A 19052-nucleotide genomic window follows, 5' to 3' on the forward strand; every position below is an offset into this window, starting at 1 on the left:
GACTGTTTAAGAACTGAAGGGAAAAATTCTGGTTGATCTGAATCGAACGGGAATTTCTGAATTCAATTTCTGCCCGCAGTGCGGAAGTGATAAGATAGAGCTTCAACACGTAGATGAACGGGAAAGGGCGGTCTGTTCAAGCTGCGGCAAAGTACTCTACCAAAACCCGATTCCCTCCGTTGTAGGGATCTCTATAATAGATGGAAAGATCCTCCTTGTAAAACGCGGAGTGGAGCCGGATATCGGTTCATGGTGCTTGCCGGGCGGATTTATGGAACTCGGCGAAACGTCGGTTGAAGCGGTTATCAGAGAGCTCAAAGAGGAAACGGGAATCGGTGTGATCCCCCGGGAAGTTCTAATGGTGGATACGACGATCGGTGGTTTTTACGGCGACGTTGTGGTAATAGCTTACGAGATAACGTTAGAAAGCAGTGAGTTCACTCCCGGTGACGACGCATTAGAAGTAAAGTATTTTAATTATGACGAGCTGCCGCGTTTAACGTTTCAAAGTCACAAGCTGATAATCGACCATGCGTTTGAAGGATTGGAATCCCACTCAGATAAATAATAACAATAAAAGGGGAATAGATAATGGACTACGACATGACAAAAGTAGTTGATGGGAGCTATGAGGATACGATAGAGAAAGTCACGGAAGAACTCAAGAAAGTAGGATTTGGGATTCTTACAACCATAGACGTGAAAGAGACGCTGAAAAAGAAGATTGGTGCCGATTTCAGAAAATACATTATTTTGGGAGCGTGCAACCCGAATCTCGCCCATCGGGCGTTACAATCCGAGATTGAAGTAGGTCTTCTCCTTCCCTGCAATGTGATAGTTTACGAGGAAGAGGAGGGTAGAACTACGGTTTCGATTTTAAACCCCGAGATAATATCGGAGGTTGCTAAGGATTCTGCCGCTCTGAAGGAGGTTTCTTCCGAGGCTAAGAGCCTGTTGACCAAGGTGCTGAATAACGTCTGACGAACCTTAATGAAGGACGGCGAATTTCCTGCTGAAGGTTTTGCCCTTTACGATTAGCACGGCGAAGTAGATACCCGAGGCAGCAAACCCACCCTTATCATTCTTGTGATTCCATGGGAAAAGATAGGAGTTCGGAAATATAAAACCCCGGTCGACCGTCGCCACTCTCTCGCCCAAGATGTTGTAGATTATCAGAGAATAATCAACCCCACCGTTGTATTCTTCATCGTCAGGGATATTAACCGGTATATTAGACATGCCGGTATGAGATGGATTGGGGAATATATTGCCTATCGTAAGAGCTTCGAGTGAAGTTGTGTCGCATTCGACCTGCCCTGTATAGTTTATCGCCGCCATAACGTCTACTATCCCCCATCCGCTGTCGTTGTTAGGAAAGCACGAATTGCTTGCGCTGTTTTTCATCGCTTCCCGCAGCTCGAGAGCAGTCCAATCCGGGTGCGCTTCGAGCACGAGCGCCGCCGCACCCGCAACGAGCGGTGTCGAGAAGGAAGTGCCAGATGAAAGACCGAAAGCAGAATCGGTCGCTCCGCTCGCGCTTGCGGCAAACTCACCCCTTGCCATGAGGTCGGGTTTTATTCTGCCGTCGGCGGTGGGACCTCTTGAGCTGAAAGTAGCAACTGATCCGGAAGAGTTCACAGCTCCCACAGAGATCACATAATTGCCGTCTGCGGGAGCCCAGAGGGAAGTGGGGTTTGAACCTTCATTACCCATGGCGTTCACTACGGTGATTCCTTTCATTACAGCGAAGTCTGCCGCGATGGTGATAAGCGCTGTGTTGCCGTCAAGATCATCGACCGAGTAATCATCCATGTCTTCCACGAAATCAAGATATACAAGAGAAGAGCTTATGATGTCTGCACCCAGTTCTTCAACCCATTCAGCCGCGGCTATCCAATTATCCTCTTCTGATTTCAGGTCGGGAAAAACCCTGCCGTCTTCCGTTTTTGCGAGAATGAAACTCGCGCCGTATGCGGCGCCTATCAGAGCTCCTTCCTGAAATCCACCGACTACCGACCAGGTACTCGTGCCATGTCCATGAATGTCTTCGCCTGCCTCGTCTTGAACGTTATCGTCGTTAAATACAAAATCCTTCTGGGCGATGAGTCTGTTCTGGTCGATAATGTGCTTAAATGCATTGTGGGTTACTCTGACCCCGCCATCAAACATGGCGATGATTACACCTTTCCCCGAATATCCGGATTCGTGTGCGGCGACGACGTTTATCTGCGTAAGCTGCGCCAGGGAGGGTCCGTAATCAAACTGAGCCGAACCTGAACTCTTTTTCAACAGATTCTCAAACGCACCGTCCGGCGGCGGTGGTGAAACCTTAAATTTTTTGACCCGTTCTATTCGGGCGACAAACGGTAGTCGGGCAATTTTATCTAAGTCACTCAGTTCGATGTCGGCGCTCACGGCGTTGAACCATCGGCTGACTTGCCTGATGTCAACCGTGAGATCCTTTACAGCATCTATATACGACTGTTCGACCGGCAGGTCGCTGAAGTCGATGGGATTTCCGGATTTATAGCGGTTTACGAGACTTCGCTTGCTTCGTGATTTGGTATATTCACTGATTTTTTCATTCAGCGTGTTAATATCTTCGATTTTTTTATCACTGAAAAACAGCCAGACCGGTATGATCCGGTTGGATTCCTGAGGGATTTTATAGAGTCCTGTGAGCAAAGGAGATTCGGTCACAGGTCTGTTCAGATCCGTTTGTATGTACGGAAACGTAGGGTTGCCGCTCCCATTAGATGAGCCGGCAGAGCCGATTAAGAGTAAGCAGATCAGTAGAATTGCTCTGATCAAAAAATGGAGCACTAAGATACTTGCTCGAGCCGTACGGTGAAATGACGCAAAACGGGAGCTTCGTAAGTGATTTTCAATCCCTTGATCTTTTCGCGGTTCTTGTAAAGATTTATCAACGCCTCAGCGACATAGTTCATCTGCATATTCGTATAGACCCTTCTTGGAATCGCAAGCCTGACGAGCTCGAGGTCGGGATATACGGTTTCTCCCGTTTCCGGATCTTTATGAGCAAACATCAGACTGCCGATCTCAACCGCTCTTACACCTGCTTCAATATAAAGAGCCGCAGTGAGCGCCTGGGCGGGAAATTGGTCGCGGGGAATATTCGGCAGGAAACCGAGAGCGTCTATATAGATCGCATGACCTCCGGGAGGAAGGACTATCGGAATTCCGTTTTCGGTGAGCATCTCGCCGAGGTTTCCGACCTGGTTTATCCGAAACGAGAGATACTCTTCGTCCGTTACCTCACCGAGACCGACTGCGATTGCTTCGAGGTCTCTTCCCGCCAATCCGCCGTAGGTAGGGAACCCTTCCACGAGTATGAGCAGGTTAGTGATCTTTTCCGCTATTTCGTCAGAGTTGAGAGCAACGAAGCCGCCTATGTTGACAAGTCCGTCCTTTTTTGCGCTCATCGTACAGCCGTCGGCGTAAGAGAACATCTCTTTTGCTATATCCCTAATCAAATGATCCGAATAACCTTCTTCCCGCTGCTTTATGAAATAAGCGTTCTCGGCAAAACGGCAGGCATCAAGAATAAATGAAATTCCATTTGCGTGCAGCAGTTCGCTTGTTCCTTTGATGTTCTGCATGCTGACCGGCTGGCCGCCGCCCGTATTATTGGTTACGGTCAGCATTCCCAGCGGTATATTTTCTTTGCCGTGTTCGAGAATGGTCTTCTCCAATTTTTCCAGGTCGATATTTCCTTTGAACGGATGTAGATTGGAGGGGTCCTTAGCCTCATCGATAACTAAATCCAGCGCAATTCCATTGTTTTGTTCGACGTTCGCTCTCGTGGTGTCGAAATGACTGTTATTAGGTATGAAGTCTCCCTCTTTTACGACTGAAGAAAAGAGTAAATTTTCCGCCATTCGACCCTGATGTGTGGGAATTATATGCGAGTATCCCGTCAGGTCTCGAATCACCTTTTCGAAGTGAAAATAGTTCTTGCTGCCGGCGTAAGATTCATCTCCTATCATCATCGCGGCCCATTGTTTGTCCGACATGGCGCTCGTGCCGCTGTCGGTCAACAAATCGATATAGACGCTTTCGGCTGGCAGGTTGAAGACGTTAAATCCTGCTTCATGAAGAAGCTCTTTCCGTTCGGAGTTTGTCGTCCTTTTGAGAAGCTCTACTACCTTTATTCTGAAAGGTTCGGAAGGATATTTCATTAGTGTTGTCTCCTATGGGAACTCAAATTTCTTTTTAACTTATTTCCTCCACAGGAGAAAGTCCATAGCGGGAACGAAGTAGATCAGGATCGCACCAGAAGCTTAGAGTTCGAGCCCTTCCATCGTTTTTTTAACATGACCGGCGGATTCCTGAAGGGCTCTGAGTTCGGCTTCCTGCAGATCGAGTTCGATGATCTCTTCAATCCCTTCGGCTCCGAGCTTCACCGGCACACCCACATAAGCCCCGTCAATGCCGTATTGTCCTGTTAACCAAACTGCGCACGGGAGAATTCTCTTTCTGTCATTAACGATAGAATCAGCCATCTCCACAACGGCGGATGACGGAGCATAATAAGCCGATCCGGTCTTAAGGTATTTGACTATCTCACCGCCTCCGAACCGGGTTCGTTCTAATATAGGCTCTATCTTATCTTCCGATAAGAAGAAACTCAGCGGTATCCCGCTGATCGTCGTGTAGCGCGGGAGCGGAACCATCGTATCTCCGTGTCCTCCGAGAACCATCGCCTGAATGTCTCTGATCGAGACACCGAGTTCCAACGCTATAAATGAACGATACCGCGAAGTGTCGAGAATACCAGCCATACCTATTACGCGGGTAGGATCAAACCCTGAAATTTTCAGCGCTACGTACGCCATGACGTCAAGCGGATTACTGACAACAATAATTATGGAATCTGGCGATTTGCCGGAGACCTGTTCGATAACGGATTTCATGATGTTCGAGTTTGTTTTCAGCAGGTCATCCCTGCTCATTCCCGGTTTTCGCGGAATTCCGGCGGTAATAATTATGAGATCGGAGCCTTCGGTTTCTTCATACCCGTTGGTTCCGATTATCTCGCAGTCAAATCCCTCGACCGGTGAGGACTCGAACATATCGAGACCCTTGCCCTGCGGAATTCCCTCAACAATATCGACTAAAACTATTTGTCTGGCTAATCCCTTCTCAGCCAATCTGACAGCCGTCATCTCTCCGACGTGTCCTGCACCGACAACGGTTATTTTCATTTTATGAGCCCTCCCAAAAAATTACCCGCCTGTTGAGACGGGGAAAGAATTATTTTTTTCATCGATTTACTTCTGAATCCGTGACTGATCCTAAAGAGATATATGACTACTGTTCAAAATGGGGAGTTTGATAGAGAGCTTTCCCTGAAGTTCATCAGGGGGCGTGGACACTCACGAATTTCCTGTTGTTCTTTTTGGTGTCGAATTTTACTAAACCGTCTATAAGCGCGAACAGTGAATCATCGCTGGCTCTTTTTACATTGGTTCCGGGCTTAAATTTGGTGCCCCTCTGTTTAATGATAATACTTCCGGCGGTGACTTTTTGACCGCCAAAAGCTTTAACTCCGAGCATTTTCGGTTTACTGTCGCGCCCGTTCTTTGAACTTCCCACACCTTTTTTATGTGCCATTATTAACTCCGGATAATCTACTTTTTGTCGGGCTTCGGCTTGGATTTTGAAGCGGAGCCGTTCGAGATTCCGTCAATTCTAATCCATGTCAATTCCTGCCTGTGTCCCCTTTTGACCTTGTACCCTTTTCTCCGTTTCTTTTTCAGCATTACGATCTTATCGCCTTTACCCTGCTTCAGGATGGTAGCGTTGACTATTGCTTTGGGGACCGAAGGGGTGCCGATAACAGATTTTTTGCCCTCGCCGAGCATAAGAATTTCATCGAATGTGGTTTTGCTCCCCGCTTTTCCCTCTAATTTTTGGACTGTGATCTCGTCACCCACTCTGACACTGTGCTGAAATCCTTTTATAACAACTACTGCATACATTATTGATTTAAAACCCCTTTTTCCGAAACTTATTTCCTAAACAGCCGGATATATTAAACAGATGCGAATTCACTGTCAAGAGGTAAATTGTTCCGTAATGTCCAGACCGCTTTTCTTTGAAAATATCCGAAAATCGTTCATACTGAGTTCCGCATCTTCCCTTATGTCCAACTTAATCCAGTACTTCCACATAAGCCTTCGAATCGATTCTTTGCTGTCCTCGGAAAAGTGGAAGGCAACGTCCGGATGGAGGTTAATTATGAGGCGCCGTTCCGGATTTTCCACTTTCATTCGCTTTATCCAGCGTTCTATCTTGTTAATCAGGGTGTCTTTTGAGATAACCCTCCCAAGACCGTGACAGACAGGACACACGTCGCTTACCCGGTAGAGCAGTCCGGGCCCGATTCTCTGCCTTGTCATCTCTATAAGACCAAGTTCAGAGAGCTCGAATACCTTGCTCCTCGCACGATCCTTGGACATTTCCTTTCGCATCGCATGATAGACGGACTTTCGGTTTTTCAGGTCTTCCATATCAATAAAATCTATTACTATCAGCCCTCCTATGTCCCGGAGGCGAAGTTGTCTTGCAATTTCAGGCACCGATTCAAGATTGATCTTGAGAGAGTTGAGTTCGTGCTCCTTTTTACCCTGGAACCTGCCGGAATTTACGTCCACGGTGACAAGGGCTTCAGTATGGTCTATAAGAATGTATCCCCCGCTTTTCAGCCAGACCTTCCGGTGCTGAGTTTTTTCAAGCTCCGGCTCGATATTGAATTTATCAAATATCGGGATCTGTTCATTATAAAATTCTAATTTATCGAGCAGTTGCGGCGACACATTTTTAAGGTAAGCATTTATCTTCCGGTAAAGTTTTCTGGAATCCACAATTACTTTTTCTACTTCTTCCGTCAGGAGGTCTCTGATAACGCTGAATGCCATTTCAAGGTCCTTATAAACGAGGAACGGAGGCTCCTGTTTTTTTATCTCCTTCTCGACGTCCTTCCATTTGACCATAAGGATATTAAAATCGTTCTCCAGCATTTCAGCGGGTTTACCGCTCGCTGCGGTTCGGAGGATAAGCCCGAAATCATCGGGTCTTAAAGCCTTCGCTATTTTTTGAAGCCTCTTTTTTTCCTTATAATTTGAGACTTTCCGGGAGATACCGATCTGTCTGTCATTCGGTACCAATACTATAAATTGTCCTGCAAGGGAAATATGAGTCGTGACGCGGGGTCCCTTATCGTGAATCGGTTCCTTGGTTATCTGAACGATCAGTTCCTGTCCGGGCTTAGGCATCCATTCTCCACGGATCCTGCTGCCTCTTTTTTGGGGTGTTTTCTCTTCATCATAATCGGACTCGAACAAGTCCATAAAATCGTGAACAGATTCGTTTATGTCCGAGAAGTGTAAAAACCCGTCGTGCTCAAGACCGATATCTATAAATGCCGCGCGCATCCCCGGGTTAACACGGGCAACCCTGCCTTTATAAATGTCGCCGACCATGCGGATGTTTTCGGGGCGCTCGAGGAGTATCTCGGCGAGCTGTCCGTTTTCGGTGATCGCTATACGCGTTTCATTCCGCGTTTCATTAATAAAAATTTCTCTCGTTACCGGTTGTTTCGGCTTTTTATACTGCGGGCGCCGCCGATTATAGTTCGGATTTTTCTTTCTATCTTGTGTAAAAGCCATAGTTTATTTAATTCTCCCTAAACAAAGCTAAGGTAATTATCAGACTGATGTCATGCAATTCAATTTTTTATCGGTGAGAGGAGATGGAGTGCATCGGCGGCCGGGCAAAGGCCCGGCTCCTGACGGGCTGCCGGATTCCCGCATATCTGTTCTCCTCCCTTGAGGGAGGTGTCCCGAAGCTTCGGGACGGCCACTCCCCTCGAGGGGAGAGGATTATCCTCCCTCTTTTCAAGGAGGGGGAAGGGCGTGGTTGTCTTCATTAATGCGGTCAGGGCAAGCCCTGACTCGCACGGTGCTGTCATTATGGGGTGTGAATACCGTCGGAGGCTGGGGAACGTTAAAGCCCATCCGTCTGGACGGCCAGCCCAACATCGATTTGGCGGGCAAAGCCGGGCAGGACATTTTTGTCAGCTCTTCTGTCCGGATTTCTCAGAATGACAGCATTTGGTGTGGCGCGGTCACCCTGAACGCATGTCCGACTGCTTGCCAGGCGGGAAGTCGAAGGGTGACTGCGTTAATATGCTGAGGATAGATCGCAGACACTGATTCTCAATCATAAATGGCTGGGCTTTTATAAGGGAAATTACTCCTAAATCCCCTCTTTGATGGGATATGTAGGGGAGGGTTTGTAACCCTCCCGAAATATGCGGGCTGGTTATAAACCAGCCCCTACGGTGCAGTTACAAATAACTCGCAGAAAGCAGGAGTTGTCCATGTGTAATTCCCCACTTTTTCCCGGACAATTCCCCGCTTTCTTCGGGGTAAACGTGAATTGTCCCTACAGTTGGGGTTGAAGGTTATTCTTTGCTGAAGACCCAGCTGCCGTCGGCTCTTTCGATTCCCTTATTCGGATTCATGAACACGAGCTTGAGTTTCCCATTTTCAGGCACCCAGGGGGTGCCGTCAAATTTACTTTTCGGGAGAAGCAATCCGAACTGAACTTTTTTGGTTTGCGCCTTCCGCCAGTTTTGGCGGACGGGAGGTTCATTCTCGGGCGATAAAGTGACTATTAGCGGAACTTTTTTCGGTTCGTACTGATTTTCGTCTTCATCTTCCACAAATATGACCCACCGATCCGGGCTGAGATATTCCTTTGCAAAAGTCGTCCTCATGTAAATCCATATTAGATTATTGTTCTTCAGATCATAATCAGTGTTATATCTTATAAGCAACGAATCAGACTCTAACATGTCCATTCCAAGTGTGTTTTGATAAAATTCTCCGGCGCTTCGGAGTACCTCATCCGTCATCATTGTAGCGCTTATCAGCAATGGGAAACCCGGATATACGGAAGATGCCGCACCCGGTTTGCCAATCCCCGTGAAAAATGCGTCACTGTTTCCGGTCATCCGGACTCCGGTGCCGAACAGGATGGTATTTTTCGAAATTGCTTCGATATACTCTGTAGCTTCCGATTTGTAGATAAATCCGTTTTGTGACGAAGTTTCGACAGCGGTATAGCATCCGAGTGAAAAACCGGATAAAATTAAACAAACGATGCCCAAACGATAGCATTCTTTTGTCATTGTTCGCTTCCGCTCCCTTTTACTAACTTGAGATTGAGCCAGTATATTTCCGGCTTCAATTTCGGCTGAGAAAGAAAGGTCGGAGATCTTCCGGTAGAGCGCGAGGGGCTTCCGATTCCCGGTGAAGTGAGCGCCGGTCCGGAACGCACTCTCGGGCGGTTGATGTTATAGTCCGGAAGTATTTCGAATCCTATCGCAAGACTCTTTTCAACCGGTTCCGTTACTCCGAGAACCTTTTCACCGTCGGCGTTCAGCGGAATTATAAAATTAAAGGTCATAGTTTCGGAGACGAACTTTCGATTCATTTTGAAACCCATAGTTCCGTCGGCATCTATCAAGTCAATAGTTCGGGTCTTCTCATTGAAATATAATATCTTCTTCTCGTAATCCTTGATCCGGTCCGCGAGCCTGACGCTCTGAGTATCGGTGAGCAGGCTCTTGAACCCGCCCCAGTTGGCTAATGATGAAAATTGGTTTTTTATGAACGGATGCGCTCCCCGTTTCAAGGGGAATTGAAACCCTGAATTTTTTAAATGTAAGCCCTCGGAATTCAGCCATAAGTTGAGGATGGACTTCGAATATTTCTTGTTCAGAGAATCAGATTTGATGATAACGGAAAAGTATAGATAATTCTCATTATTCCCCGCTTTAAATTCCAGATTTTTAAATACTTCCACTGTTTGAAGCATCAAGGGATCGTACCCGTTTTCCGAGATATGAATGGAGGAGACAGGGAGCGTTGTACATGCAGAAATTGTGACGGCGATCAGAGCGGTGAGAACTTTTGGCGATAATATTGGTGCGAAACTTTTCATCGGGTCAAATTAACCGGTGGTGGAAGTAATTGTCAAGTTTGACGGCGGCAAAAACAGAATCGGTCGATTTTAATGCAAGAATAAATATGAATCGTGGAAAGAAAATATTTCTTGGAATTTGAACAAATCGGGTTAATATTACACAATATGTAGTGTATGAGGATATTTATATACTACAGATTGAAACTATCCAACTGAAAATTTAGTAGAATTATACGTTTATACGGTGAAAGCCAAGCTGACTGGATAAATTGATGAAGAGGGAGGCAATGAAAAACAGGACACTGGTTTTTGGAGGATTATGGATATTCCTTATGACAGGCACGGGGATCAAGTACGGAGTCGAATATGATGCTGCGGGTGAAATAACAGAGCTGCAAAATGAAAACCGTACACTTCTCAAGTCATTAAATCAGATTGAGGAATCACTGATCTGGCTCCAGAAAGAGTATAGCCGAAACCCGTATAGGGGGCTCGCGCGAATAGTGTCAACCGCGTACAGCTCTGACGTTAACCAGACGGATTCAACACCCTTCATTACAGCGAGTGGAGAGCCTGTCCGGGAGGGTACTCTTGCATTGAGCAGAGATATGATCAGAGCTGAAAACGAAATGATGGAGCGCATGGGATATAACCCTGCGGCGGCTATAAGTTACGGCGACACCGTAGATCTTATCTATGTTAGACGAATGGTCGTGCACGATACTATGAACAGACGGTATTCACGACGTGCGGATATCTGGATGGATTCGGAGCGTGATGCGCTTGCATGGGGTGTAAGGAATGTGTTCATAGTTCCCTTCTGAGTAAACAACTAAGCCTTCTAAGCGGAGTTTTTGTCGAAAGACCGGTTTTCAAACCGGTCTTTTTTATGTATGAAATAATCACGGCGAGAAAAGTTATAAATTTACTTGACAGGGGATGATAATCCGATTATAATGGAAGCAGTCAAACTCTTTTCGTGAGTGATTAATGAGTCTTTCGAGAAATTGCATAACAATATGAAGAAATTATTTTTACTCTTTCTTCTTGCCTCTTGTTTTCTTTATGGGGAAACATTACGGGCACAGCTACGCTCCGACTTCGTCCTTGCTGATTCTGCAATCGGCGGAAACATCAAGCTTGACGGAGAAGGAAATCTCCATGCCGTTTGGAGAAAAGCTGATACCTCGTATGGTGCAGAAAGACCGGCATATTATGCAGCTTTCGATTCCATGGGGCTTCCCATATTAGCCCCTGCAAGAGTTTCTATCAGTAATAATATCTGGTTTCCTCGCATCGCCTTATTAAAAGGTCACGCGGTAGTGGTCTGGGAGATACGAGGGAGCCTTGACGCCGATGAGATCGAAGCGAACGTTCTTGATCTTAGCGAAGAAATAGTGCAAAGAGCTACCGATTTTGCTGACGGGGACACATATTCGCCGGACGTTGCGTATCTGAACGACACAACGTTCATCGTTGTCTGGATAGGGGAGGGTTCATTTACTCAATCGGATTTCCAACTTTACGGTCAGATAGCCACCAACTCACTTATTTTCCAGGGAGGGCATATCCTTTTAGATGACCCAAAAGAACGCGGTGTAAGGCAATTTTCGCTGCGTGTTGTCGCCCGTCCCGAACGGGATGATTTTCTGATTGTCTGGCTTGATGACCGTTCGGGCAGTTTCAGAGCGTACGGAAGGCTGTTTAATTCGAACGGTTCACCCGTGGGTTCAAATTTCCTCATAAGCGAAGATCCGCAACTTACCTGGCTGGGAGAGGTTAGTGTCGCTATGAATGGGAGCGGAGAGTTCGGTGTTGTCTGGGCAGGTGAGACCGATTCGAACGAGTGGGTCGTTCAAATGCGGCGGCTCGGCGTTGATGGGACGCCTCTTGGTCCAAGCATACGAGTCGATTTATCAGCGCACAATTCTCTTTTCACGGACTATCCTGATATCTCGTTCGACCGTGATGGTACTTTTATCGTGGTCTGGGACATGTTTATAAACGGTATTTCGAAAATTTACGCTCAGCGCTTCGAGTCAGATTGGACACCGCTGGGGGTCAACTTCAGAGTCTCCTCGGTTATGGATAGTTCACGCCAATATTTCTCAAGTGTTTTGCTCCGAAATGGAAGAATTTACACCACATGGACTTCGGCAGGCGATTCGACGGCAGCTAAGCTTCTATCAAACATAATTGACTTTTATGATCCACCGAACCTTGAAACTCAATCAGAACCGATTTTACCTCTCGCCTTTTCTCTACACCAGAATTACCCCAATCCTTTTAATGCCATTACAACCATCGTATACGAAATCAAGCGCCCCTCGAGAGTACGGCTGGTTGTTTATAATATATTGGGTGAAGAGGTGACTACACTTGTGCGGGATATGAAAATACCGGGAGTCTATGAATCAGTGTGGGACGGAAAAGACCGGCAGGGGATGGAAGTGTCATCAGGGGTTTACCTGTATCAACTCATGTCAGATGGACAGGTACAGACAAAGAAGATGGTTTTGTTGAAGTAGAGTTCTTAAAAGAGTAGGTTCTGCAACGAATAAGAATATTTCGTTATCGTGGCAGTCAGGGCAAGCCCTGACTCGCACTTATAATTCTGCAGTTTAGAAGTCATGGGACGCAGATCTGCGTCCCCTACTTTCGTCCAGACGAAGAAGATGTTACTTTTGAGGTAGAAGTAGACGGAGATTAAGTCCTTTTTTACTCTGAGCTCTTCTTTTTCGGTTTCATGAGTTCGCCGAACTCATAACCGAGCGCGCCGGATGTCGCTATCACGGTTCTGCCCATATCGACGAGCGGATCGGGGAATTCATCCCAAACGGCATCCGAATCATAAAGGAAGAACATATCCCACGCTACGCTGCTGGTGACGTCGGGTGCGATGTTTTTCTTGAAGAACGTTCCGCTTAACCGCGTCGGGTCCCAATAATGCAGGACGCGCGAGTCGGGAAGAAGCGCTACAGCGTCGGGTACGGCGAGTTTCGAATCACCGCGGATAACAGGCATCCAGACGACGTAGAGCTGAAAGTCCGCATCGGGATATTTTGTCAGTATATTTTTCTGCACCCACCTGGCGCCGCGGATACAAACCGATCAGGTAGGAGACATTAACAGGAAGAGCCTTACCTTTCCCCCGTCCTTGTTGAAAAGCTCCTTGAGAGTGTCAATGCCTTGAAGTTCTTTGAAGCGGGCGTTACGGTATTGATTATTAGCGGGATCTGCCGCTATCTGACTGCCGGGGATTATGAAAAGGACAAGAAAAAGGAATATGCGTATTCTATTTAAGTAGTTTGTTCTCAACGGCCCTCCAATCAATTTAGATGTAAATCAGTGAACTATTTCGTGTGAACTTATCGGTGAGGAATATACAAATCAAGTGAAAATCTCGGGAATAACAGCTTGCAATAGTAGGATAGCCGTTATATATTTCAATCGGACAAAGATTGTCCGAATTAAAATGGCGGATAAAAAAGATGGAATTTACCTCAAAAAGCGAGCATGCGATACACGGTGTATATTACCTTTCCAACAAACCGGAGAACATGGTAGTCTACGTTAGTGAAATTGCAAGAGAGCAAAACGTCTCGGAGAGTTATCTCGCGAAAATATTTCAGGCTCTTTCAAAGGCCGGATTAGTAAGTTCTTACCGCGGATCGAAAGGCGGCTATACTCTTTCGAAACGACCGGAAGATATAAACCTGAAAGAGATTGTCGGAGCGGTGGAGAGTACCAACCCAATATTCAACTGTAGTGGAGTTAAGTCAAACTGTTCGATAAACATCCAATGTATGATTCTGGAGACTTTTCAGGCTGCGGAAGATAAGATGTTCGAGGTGTTGGAAAGCGTCACCATGAAAGGTATCGCCGATCAGCTTGCGGGTCAGCCGATTTATATCGAAAACTAATATTAAACCAACAATGATGAAGACAGGAGCAAATGAATAAAGAACAGGCAATGAAGATATTAAGGGGGATTAAGTATCCCGGTTTCAGTCGTGATATAGTATCCTTCGGGATTTTAAAAGACGTAGAGATAGACGGCAAGAAGGCTGTTGTATCAGTGAACATCAGCACAAGTGACGAAAAGAAGAAAGAGGATATCACAAGCTCGATAACGGAAGGTCTTAAATCGACCGGTGAAATCGAGGAAGTCCAATTTGAAGAAGCGGAACCGCTTAAACGTCAGAAAGATCCACAGCCGCAAAATCAATGGGCAAGTCAGGCACTGATAGAGGGCGTAAAACATACTGTCGCGGTGGCGAGCGGCAAGGGTGGAGTGGGTAAATCAACGGTGGCGGCTAATCTTGCGGTGTCTCTTTCAAAACTCGGACACAGCGTAGGTCTTCTTGACTGCGACATTTACGGACCGAGTGTGCCGACGATAATGGGCGTCAGCGAAAAACCCGGAATCGGCGAAGGGAGAAAAATCATCCCGTTAGAAAAACACGGAATCAAACTAATGTCTCTCGGGTTACTGCTTGACGATGAATCACCTGTCATCTGGCGTGGACCGATAGTAGCCAAGCTCATAACTCAGTTTATTGACGATATAACATGGGGAGAATTGGATTATCTGATCTTGGACCTTCCTCCCGGTACAGGCGACGTGCAGCTCACGCTCGCTCAGAAAGTAAAGTTGACGGGAGCGGTTATAGTCACAACGCCGCAGGACCTTGCCCTGTTAGATGCGGACAAGGGAGCCGCGATGTTCCGACAGGTCAACGCGCCCGTTCTCGGTATCGTCGAGAACATGAGCATGTTCCACTGTCCCCACTGTGATGGAGAGACGGATATCTTCGGCAGCGGAGGCGGCGAGAGGGAAGCGCTGAAACTTCAGGTGCCTTTCCTCGGGAAAATTCCAATCGAGTCGTCCATAAGAATAAGCGGAGATGAGGGAACTCCAGTATCATTAAGCGAGCCGGACTCAATCTCCTCGAAAGCATTTCTTGAGATAGCGGAAAGAGTCGAAGCGGCAGTAGGCGTGAGGGAAGAATCAAGGGTATTGGAAACAGCATAAAATTAATTTCTGGAGATAAATATGGTAAATGAAAGTGAAGTACTTGAGGCGCTGAAAGATTGTTTCGATCCGGAGATCCCGGTGAACATAGTCGATCTCGGACTGATTTATGACGTAGACATAGTAGATAAATCAGTGAAAATAACTATGACGCTTACAGCACAAGGCTGCACGATGAGCGGACAGATCTCAGCTGATGTTACCGGAAGACTGAGAGCCCTGGACGGAATTGAGCAGGCTGATGTGGACATCGTTTGGGACCCGGCGTGGAATCCCACAATGATGAGCGATGCCGCCAAGGAGAAAATGGGATTCTAAAAGCCTCTCGAGAATGAATTAATCAACCCCGACATCAGCCGGAGCTGATGTCGGGGTTTTTTAATCTTATTCGCTTTGAAATTTTACCCTGTTTTTGTTACATTCCGATTATGAATATTATTCCGGACAAAGAATTGGATACAATAGGTTATCTGTGTCCTTACCCTATCATTGAAACCAACAAATTTATCAAAACTATCGAAGTCGGAGAAATCCTGTCAATATCATCCGATGACGGGGCGATCATTCTGGATATGCCCGCATGGTGCAACAGCAACGGTCATGAGTATCTCGGCGAGGAGAAATTAGAAAATATAAGCGGTTACATCGTTTACGTGCAAAAAGGGGAGCGTAAGCGGGAATGATTATAAAGTAAATATCAAACTTGTTCCCTACTTAAGGTAGTTGACATTAGAATCTATGGTAAGTATCATATTAGGCTAAAGTTAAACCGGATAATCAGCCATAAATGAAGGAACCTGAAGCAGAAGACAAACTGGTGCAAGAGGAAATTCGGGCATCGGGAAAATTACCGAATCACATTGCAATAATTATGGATGGCAACGGCAGGTGGGCAAAATCGAGAGGATTGCCGAGGGTTGCCGGTCATGGCGAAGGTATCAAGTCGGTAAAGGATATAGTTGAAGCCTGCGGACAATTGGGAATCGAAAATCTTACTCTCTACACTTTTTCCGTTGAGAACTGGAGTCGTCCTAAAAGAGAGGTTTCCGCGCTGATGAAACTTCTTTTGAGAACTATTCGTCGTGAACTAAAAGAGTTAATGAAAAATAATGTTGTGATATCCACTATCGGAAACCTTGACGACCTTCCGGCCGATGCGGCAAAGGAAATGAGGCATGCCATGGAGAATACGGCAAAAAACACCGGTCTAAGGCTGCACCTCGCGCTCTCTTATGGTTCACGCAAAGAGATAATAAATGCTGTCAAGAATATCATTATCGCCGTTGAGTCGGGGGAATTGAAATTAGAAGATATAGACGAAGCAGTCTTTTCGGATTATCTGTACACAAAGGATATCCCGGACCCTGATTTGTTGATAAGGACGAGCGGAGAGGCGCGGATCAGCAACTTTCTATTGTGGCAGGTAGCCTATACGGAGATTTACATTACTGAAACTCTCTGGCCCAGATTCCGTAGAGAACAGTTGTACGAGGCAATAAGGGATTATCAAAGCCGTGAAAGAAGATTCGGGTTAGTAAGCGAACAGGTAGGAAAACAAAAAGAAGCTGCGACAACCTCTTGACGTTAAAAATATGAATTTTAATGAGAATTTAATTGCGTAGTCATCAATAGATATGAAAAGAGTCTTTTACAAATTGTCCGCTATCAAGATATTGTTGATCGTTTTATCGACCTATTCGGCGGGAATCGCACAGGAAAAGATTCAGATATTCAGTGTTGACGTCGAAGGAAATAAGAGCGCCTCATCGAATGTCATTATAAGAAATTCCGGGCTTTCACCGGGTAAGTCGATATCAGGTGATGACATCCGGGATGCCATCAGCAAGTTGTGGGCTATGAAGATATTTTCGGACGTTCAGATTCTGGCAGAAAAACAGGTTGAAGAAGGAATCTATCTGTTAATCAAGGTCGAAGAATATTTAAAAATTGATAAATACGAGCTTAAAGGCAACAAAGAGATAAAGGACGACAAATTAGAGGAGGTCGTTACGTTTTTCCGGGGTCAGCGAATCACCCCTCATATGGAAATGCGCACTATCCGGGCGATAAAAGATCTCTATAAGGAAAAAGGGTTCCTCCTTGCGGAAATCAGCACCGAACGTATTCCCTCGGAAAAGGAAGATTACATAATTCTGAGATTTAACATCAAGGAAGGGTCAAAGGTCAAAATACGGGGTGTCCGTGTAAGCGGAGTAGAAAATTTCTCGGAAGGCAAGATAAAGAAACAGATGAAGAAGACCAAAGAAAAAGGGAAATTAAGATTCTGGCGAAAGGGGAATTTTGATAAAGACGAATATGAAGAGGATAAAAAGAACATAGTTCAGTTCTACCAGGATAACGGATACCGGGATGCGGAGATCGTAAGGGACTCGCTTTATTATAACGATAGTTTAGAGAAGCTCTTCATAGACATAACTGTCAAAGAGGGAATGCACTATAAGTTAGGGAAACTGACGTTCGAGGGTAATCAGCTCTTCAACGACGAAGAGCTGTCCCGCGTTCTCGGGCTGACCGAAGGTGATGACTACAGCGAAAAAGAGCTCGATTTAGCCGTGTACGAAAACCTCACCGGCATATATATGGACAGGGGTTATATATATGTGAACATCCAGCCGGTACAAATCCCTTCGGCAGAGGATAGAGTGGATATTGAGTTCAGCATACAGGAAAACCAAAAAGTATTTGTTCGGAACGTCAACATTTACGGGAATACGAAGACAAAGGAAAAAGTCATCCGGAGAGAAATGAAGATATTCCCGGGCGAAGTATTCAGCAGGACTAAACTTATTCGAAGCCAGCGGGAAGTATGGATACTTAATTACTTCGCCAATGTAATTCCTAATATCCGGCCTGTGGACGATGATGAGATCGATATCGAAATCTCTGTTGAGGAGAAACAGACTGACAGGGCGAATGCCTCTGCGGGATTTTCTCAGCGTGACGGGGCGATAGGTTCAATCGGAGTCGATTTCAATAACTTCATCGGAAACGGTCAGGTGCTTTCTTTTAACTGGCAGTTCGGCAGAGTATACCGGGCGTTATCGATTGGATTTACCGAACCTTGGTTATTTGACACCCCGACGCTTGCGGGTTTTCGGGTTTTCTCGACAAAGAGGAGGGGAGTCTTTTTTCCCCTCGATCAAAAGGAAATTGGCGGCTCTATAAGTTTAGGCAGGCGGTTTAAATGGCCTGACGATTACTTCAGGGGAAACGCTTCACTGCGAATTGCCGAACGGCAATTTGATAACATAAGCGACCGCAGTATTCTTGAAAGGCTGATAACAAAGGTTGAAGCCGACAAAATTCCTGATAATGAGATCGGTGACAAGGTCATCAAAACACACCAGAGAAGCATTACGACGGCGATATCAAGGGACAGCAGGGACAGACCGGAATTTCCAACTCAGGGTTCGGTGTTCACCCTTGTCTCACAAATATCCGGCGGTCCTCTCGGCGGAAACGAAGATTTCTACAAGAACACCATAACAGTCGATTGGTACACACCGGTGTTCTGGAAGTTTGTCCTGTTCAGCAAATATAAATACGGAGCGATAGGGACGTTCAAGAAAAACGCATTTATTCCCTGGGACGAATATTTTTTCATGGGAGGAAGCGGGTTGACTATCGGCGAGCCTCTTCGCGGCTATGACGACAGGACGGTAGGTCCGCCGAGTCCGACACAGAGTAATTTTGCGCTGGGAGCCCGTGTTCTTGCAAAATTTTCAATCGAGCTAAGATTTCCGATTGCCCCGAACCCCACTATATTCGGACTGTTCTTCTATGAAGGAGGTAATACGTGGCTCGATATGAAATCGACTGACGTATTCGATCTCAGAAAATCCGCCGGATTTGGGCTAAGGATGTTTATGCCGCTCGTCGGTCTAATCGGTTTCGACATGGGATACGGATTCGACGATTTGACTACTCCCGGCGAAAGAGAGGGTTGGAAGGTTCACTTCCAGTTCGGAAGACAATTTTAATA

Annotated in this window: 19 protein-coding genes and 1 pseudogene; 11 read left to right on the plus strand and 9 right to left on the minus strand. The window is 46.2% G+C overall.

The annotated features are described in order from the left end of the window. Window positions 1-13: 13 nt before the first annotated feature. The 3 genes and pseudogenes from IID12_00270 (at window position 14) to IID12_00280 (ending at window position 981) form a co-directional block, all read left to right on the plus strand. A pseudogene (locus IID12_00270) lies at window positions 14-163 on the plus strand (zinc ribbon domain-containing protein). A gap of 108 nt (window positions 164-271) precedes the next feature. Then, entirely contained in the window at window positions 272-568 is a 297-nt protein-coding gene (locus IID12_00275) for an NUDIX domain-containing protein (protein ID MCH8287525.1), read from the plus strand. 23 nt (window positions 569-591) lie between these two features. Further along, window positions 592-981 carry a DUF302 domain-containing protein gene (locus IID12_00280; GenBank protein ID MCH8287526.1) on the plus strand — a complete coding sequence of 130 codons (390 nt, stop codon included), beginning with the start codon at window positions 592-594 and terminating at the stop codon, window positions 979-981. Window positions 982-987: 6 nt separating this feature from the next. On the opposite strand, the gene IID12_00285 is transcribed toward IID12_00280, so the two are convergent. The 8 genes from IID12_00285 to IID12_00320 all read right to left on the minus strand — a co-directional run bounded on the left by IID12_00285 (window position 988) and on the right by IID12_00320 (window position 10032). Beyond that, entirely contained in the window at window positions 988-2811 is a 1824-nt protein-coding gene (locus tag IID12_00285; protein MCH8287527.1) for a S8 family peptidase, read from the minus strand. 11 nt (window positions 2812-2822) lie between these two features. Continuing rightward, window positions 2823-4199: a tryptophanase gene (locus IID12_00290; GenBank protein MCH8287528.1), complete on the minus strand. Its 1377-nt coding sequence runs from the start codon at window positions 4197-4199 to the stop codon at window positions 2823-2825. A gap of 102 nt (window positions 4200-4301) precedes the next feature. Next, window positions 4302-5225 carry a malate dehydrogenase gene (mdh, locus tag IID12_00295; GenBank protein MCH8287529.1) on the minus strand — a complete coding sequence of 308 codons (924 nt, stop codon included), beginning with the start codon at window positions 5223-5225 and terminating at the stop codon, window positions 4302-4304. 154 nt (window positions 5226-5379) lie between these two features. Then, on the minus strand, window positions 5380-5634 hold the full coding sequence (rpmA, locus tag IID12_00300; GenBank protein ID MCH8287530.1) for a 50S ribosomal protein L27: 255 nt from the start codon (window positions 5632-5634) through the stop codon (window positions 5380-5382). Between the two features lie 17 nt (window positions 5635-5651). Next, window positions 5652-6002 carry a 50S ribosomal protein L21 gene (rplU, locus tag IID12_00305; protein ID MCH8287531.1) on the minus strand — a complete coding sequence of 117 codons (351 nt, stop codon included), beginning with the start codon at window positions 6000-6002 and terminating at the stop codon, window positions 5652-5654. 75 nt (window positions 6003-6077) lie between these two features. Further along, the gene (locus tag IID12_00310) at window positions 6078-7691 is read right to left on the minus strand and encodes an Rne/Rng family ribonuclease (GenBank protein ID MCH8287532.1); all 1614 of its coding nucleotides are present in this window, start codon (window positions 7689-7691) and stop codon (window positions 6078-6080) included. Between the two features lie 797 nt (window positions 7692-8488). Next, entirely contained in the window at window positions 8489-9217 is a 729-nt protein-coding gene (locus IID12_00315; protein MCH8287533.1) for a hypothetical protein, read from the minus strand. Further along, window positions 9214-10032: a hypothetical protein gene (locus IID12_00320; protein MCH8287534.1), complete on the minus strand. Its 819-nt coding sequence runs from the start codon at window positions 10030-10032 to the stop codon at window positions 9214-9216. The genes IID12_00315 and IID12_00320 overlap by 4 nt, the downstream gene beginning before the upstream one ends. Window positions 10033-10286: 254 nt before the next feature. Between IID12_00320 and IID12_00325 the strand changes: the two genes are divergently transcribed. Then, entirely contained in the window at window positions 10287-10838 is a 552-nt protein-coding gene (locus IID12_00325) for a 3D domain-containing protein (protein ID MCH8287535.1), read from the plus strand. A gap of 195 nt (window positions 10839-11033) precedes the next feature. Further along, window positions 11034-12542, plus strand: coding sequence for a T9SS type A sorting domain-containing protein (locus tag IID12_00330; protein ID MCH8287536.1), 1509 nt, complete (start codon window positions 11034-11036; stop codon window positions 12540-12542). A 190-nt stretch (window positions 12543-12732) separates the two neighbouring features. On the opposite strand, the gene IID12_00335 is transcribed toward IID12_00330, so the two are convergent. Beyond that, complete coding sequence (locus IID12_00335) at window positions 12733-13098, minus strand: hypothetical protein (GenBank protein MCH8287537.1); 366 nt, start codon at window positions 13096-13098, stop codon at window positions 12733-12735. A 377-nt stretch (window positions 13099-13475) separates the two neighbouring features. Here IID12_00335 and IID12_00340 point away from each other — a divergent pair, with 377 nt between their 5' ends. The 6 genes from IID12_00340 (at window position 13476) to bamA (ending at window position 19050) form a co-directional block, all read left to right on the plus strand. Then, window positions 13476-13937 carry an Rrf2 family transcriptional regulator gene (locus IID12_00340; protein ID MCH8287538.1) on the plus strand — a complete coding sequence of 154 codons (462 nt, stop codon included), beginning with the start codon at window positions 13476-13478 and terminating at the stop codon, window positions 13935-13937. 32 nt (window positions 13938-13969) lie between these two features. Then, the gene (locus tag IID12_00345) at window positions 13970-15049 is read left to right on the plus strand and encodes an Mrp/NBP35 family ATP-binding protein (GenBank protein MCH8287539.1); all 1080 of its coding nucleotides are present in this window, start codon (window positions 13970-13972) and stop codon (window positions 15047-15049) included. Window positions 15050-15070: 21 nt separating this feature from the next. Continuing rightward, window positions 15071-15367: a DUF59 domain-containing protein gene (locus IID12_00350; protein ID MCH8287540.1), complete on the plus strand. Its 297-nt coding sequence runs from the start codon at window positions 15071-15073 to the stop codon at window positions 15365-15367. 110 nt (window positions 15368-15477) lie between these two features. After that, window positions 15478-15732, plus strand: a complete 255-nt coding sequence (locus IID12_00355) for a sulfurtransferase TusA family protein (GenBank protein ID MCH8287541.1) — start codon at window positions 15478-15480, stop codon at window positions 15730-15732. Window positions 15733-15836: 104 nt separating this feature from the next. Beyond that, window positions 15837-16631: an isoprenyl transferase gene (locus tag IID12_00360; GenBank protein ID MCH8287542.1), complete on the plus strand. Its 795-nt coding sequence runs from the start codon at window positions 15837-15839 to the stop codon at window positions 16629-16631. 52 nt (window positions 16632-16683) lie between these two features. Next, entirely contained in the window at window positions 16684-19050 is a 2367-nt protein-coding gene (gene bamA, locus IID12_00365; GenBank protein ID MCH8287543.1) for an outer membrane protein assembly factor BamA, read from the plus strand. Window positions 19051-19052 lie beyond the last annotated feature (2 nt).

The organism is Candidatus Neomarinimicrobiota bacterium (assembly GCA_022567655.1).
In the GTDB taxonomy this organism is placed as follows: Bacteria; Fidelibacterota; SORT01; order SORT01; family SORT01; genus JADFGO01.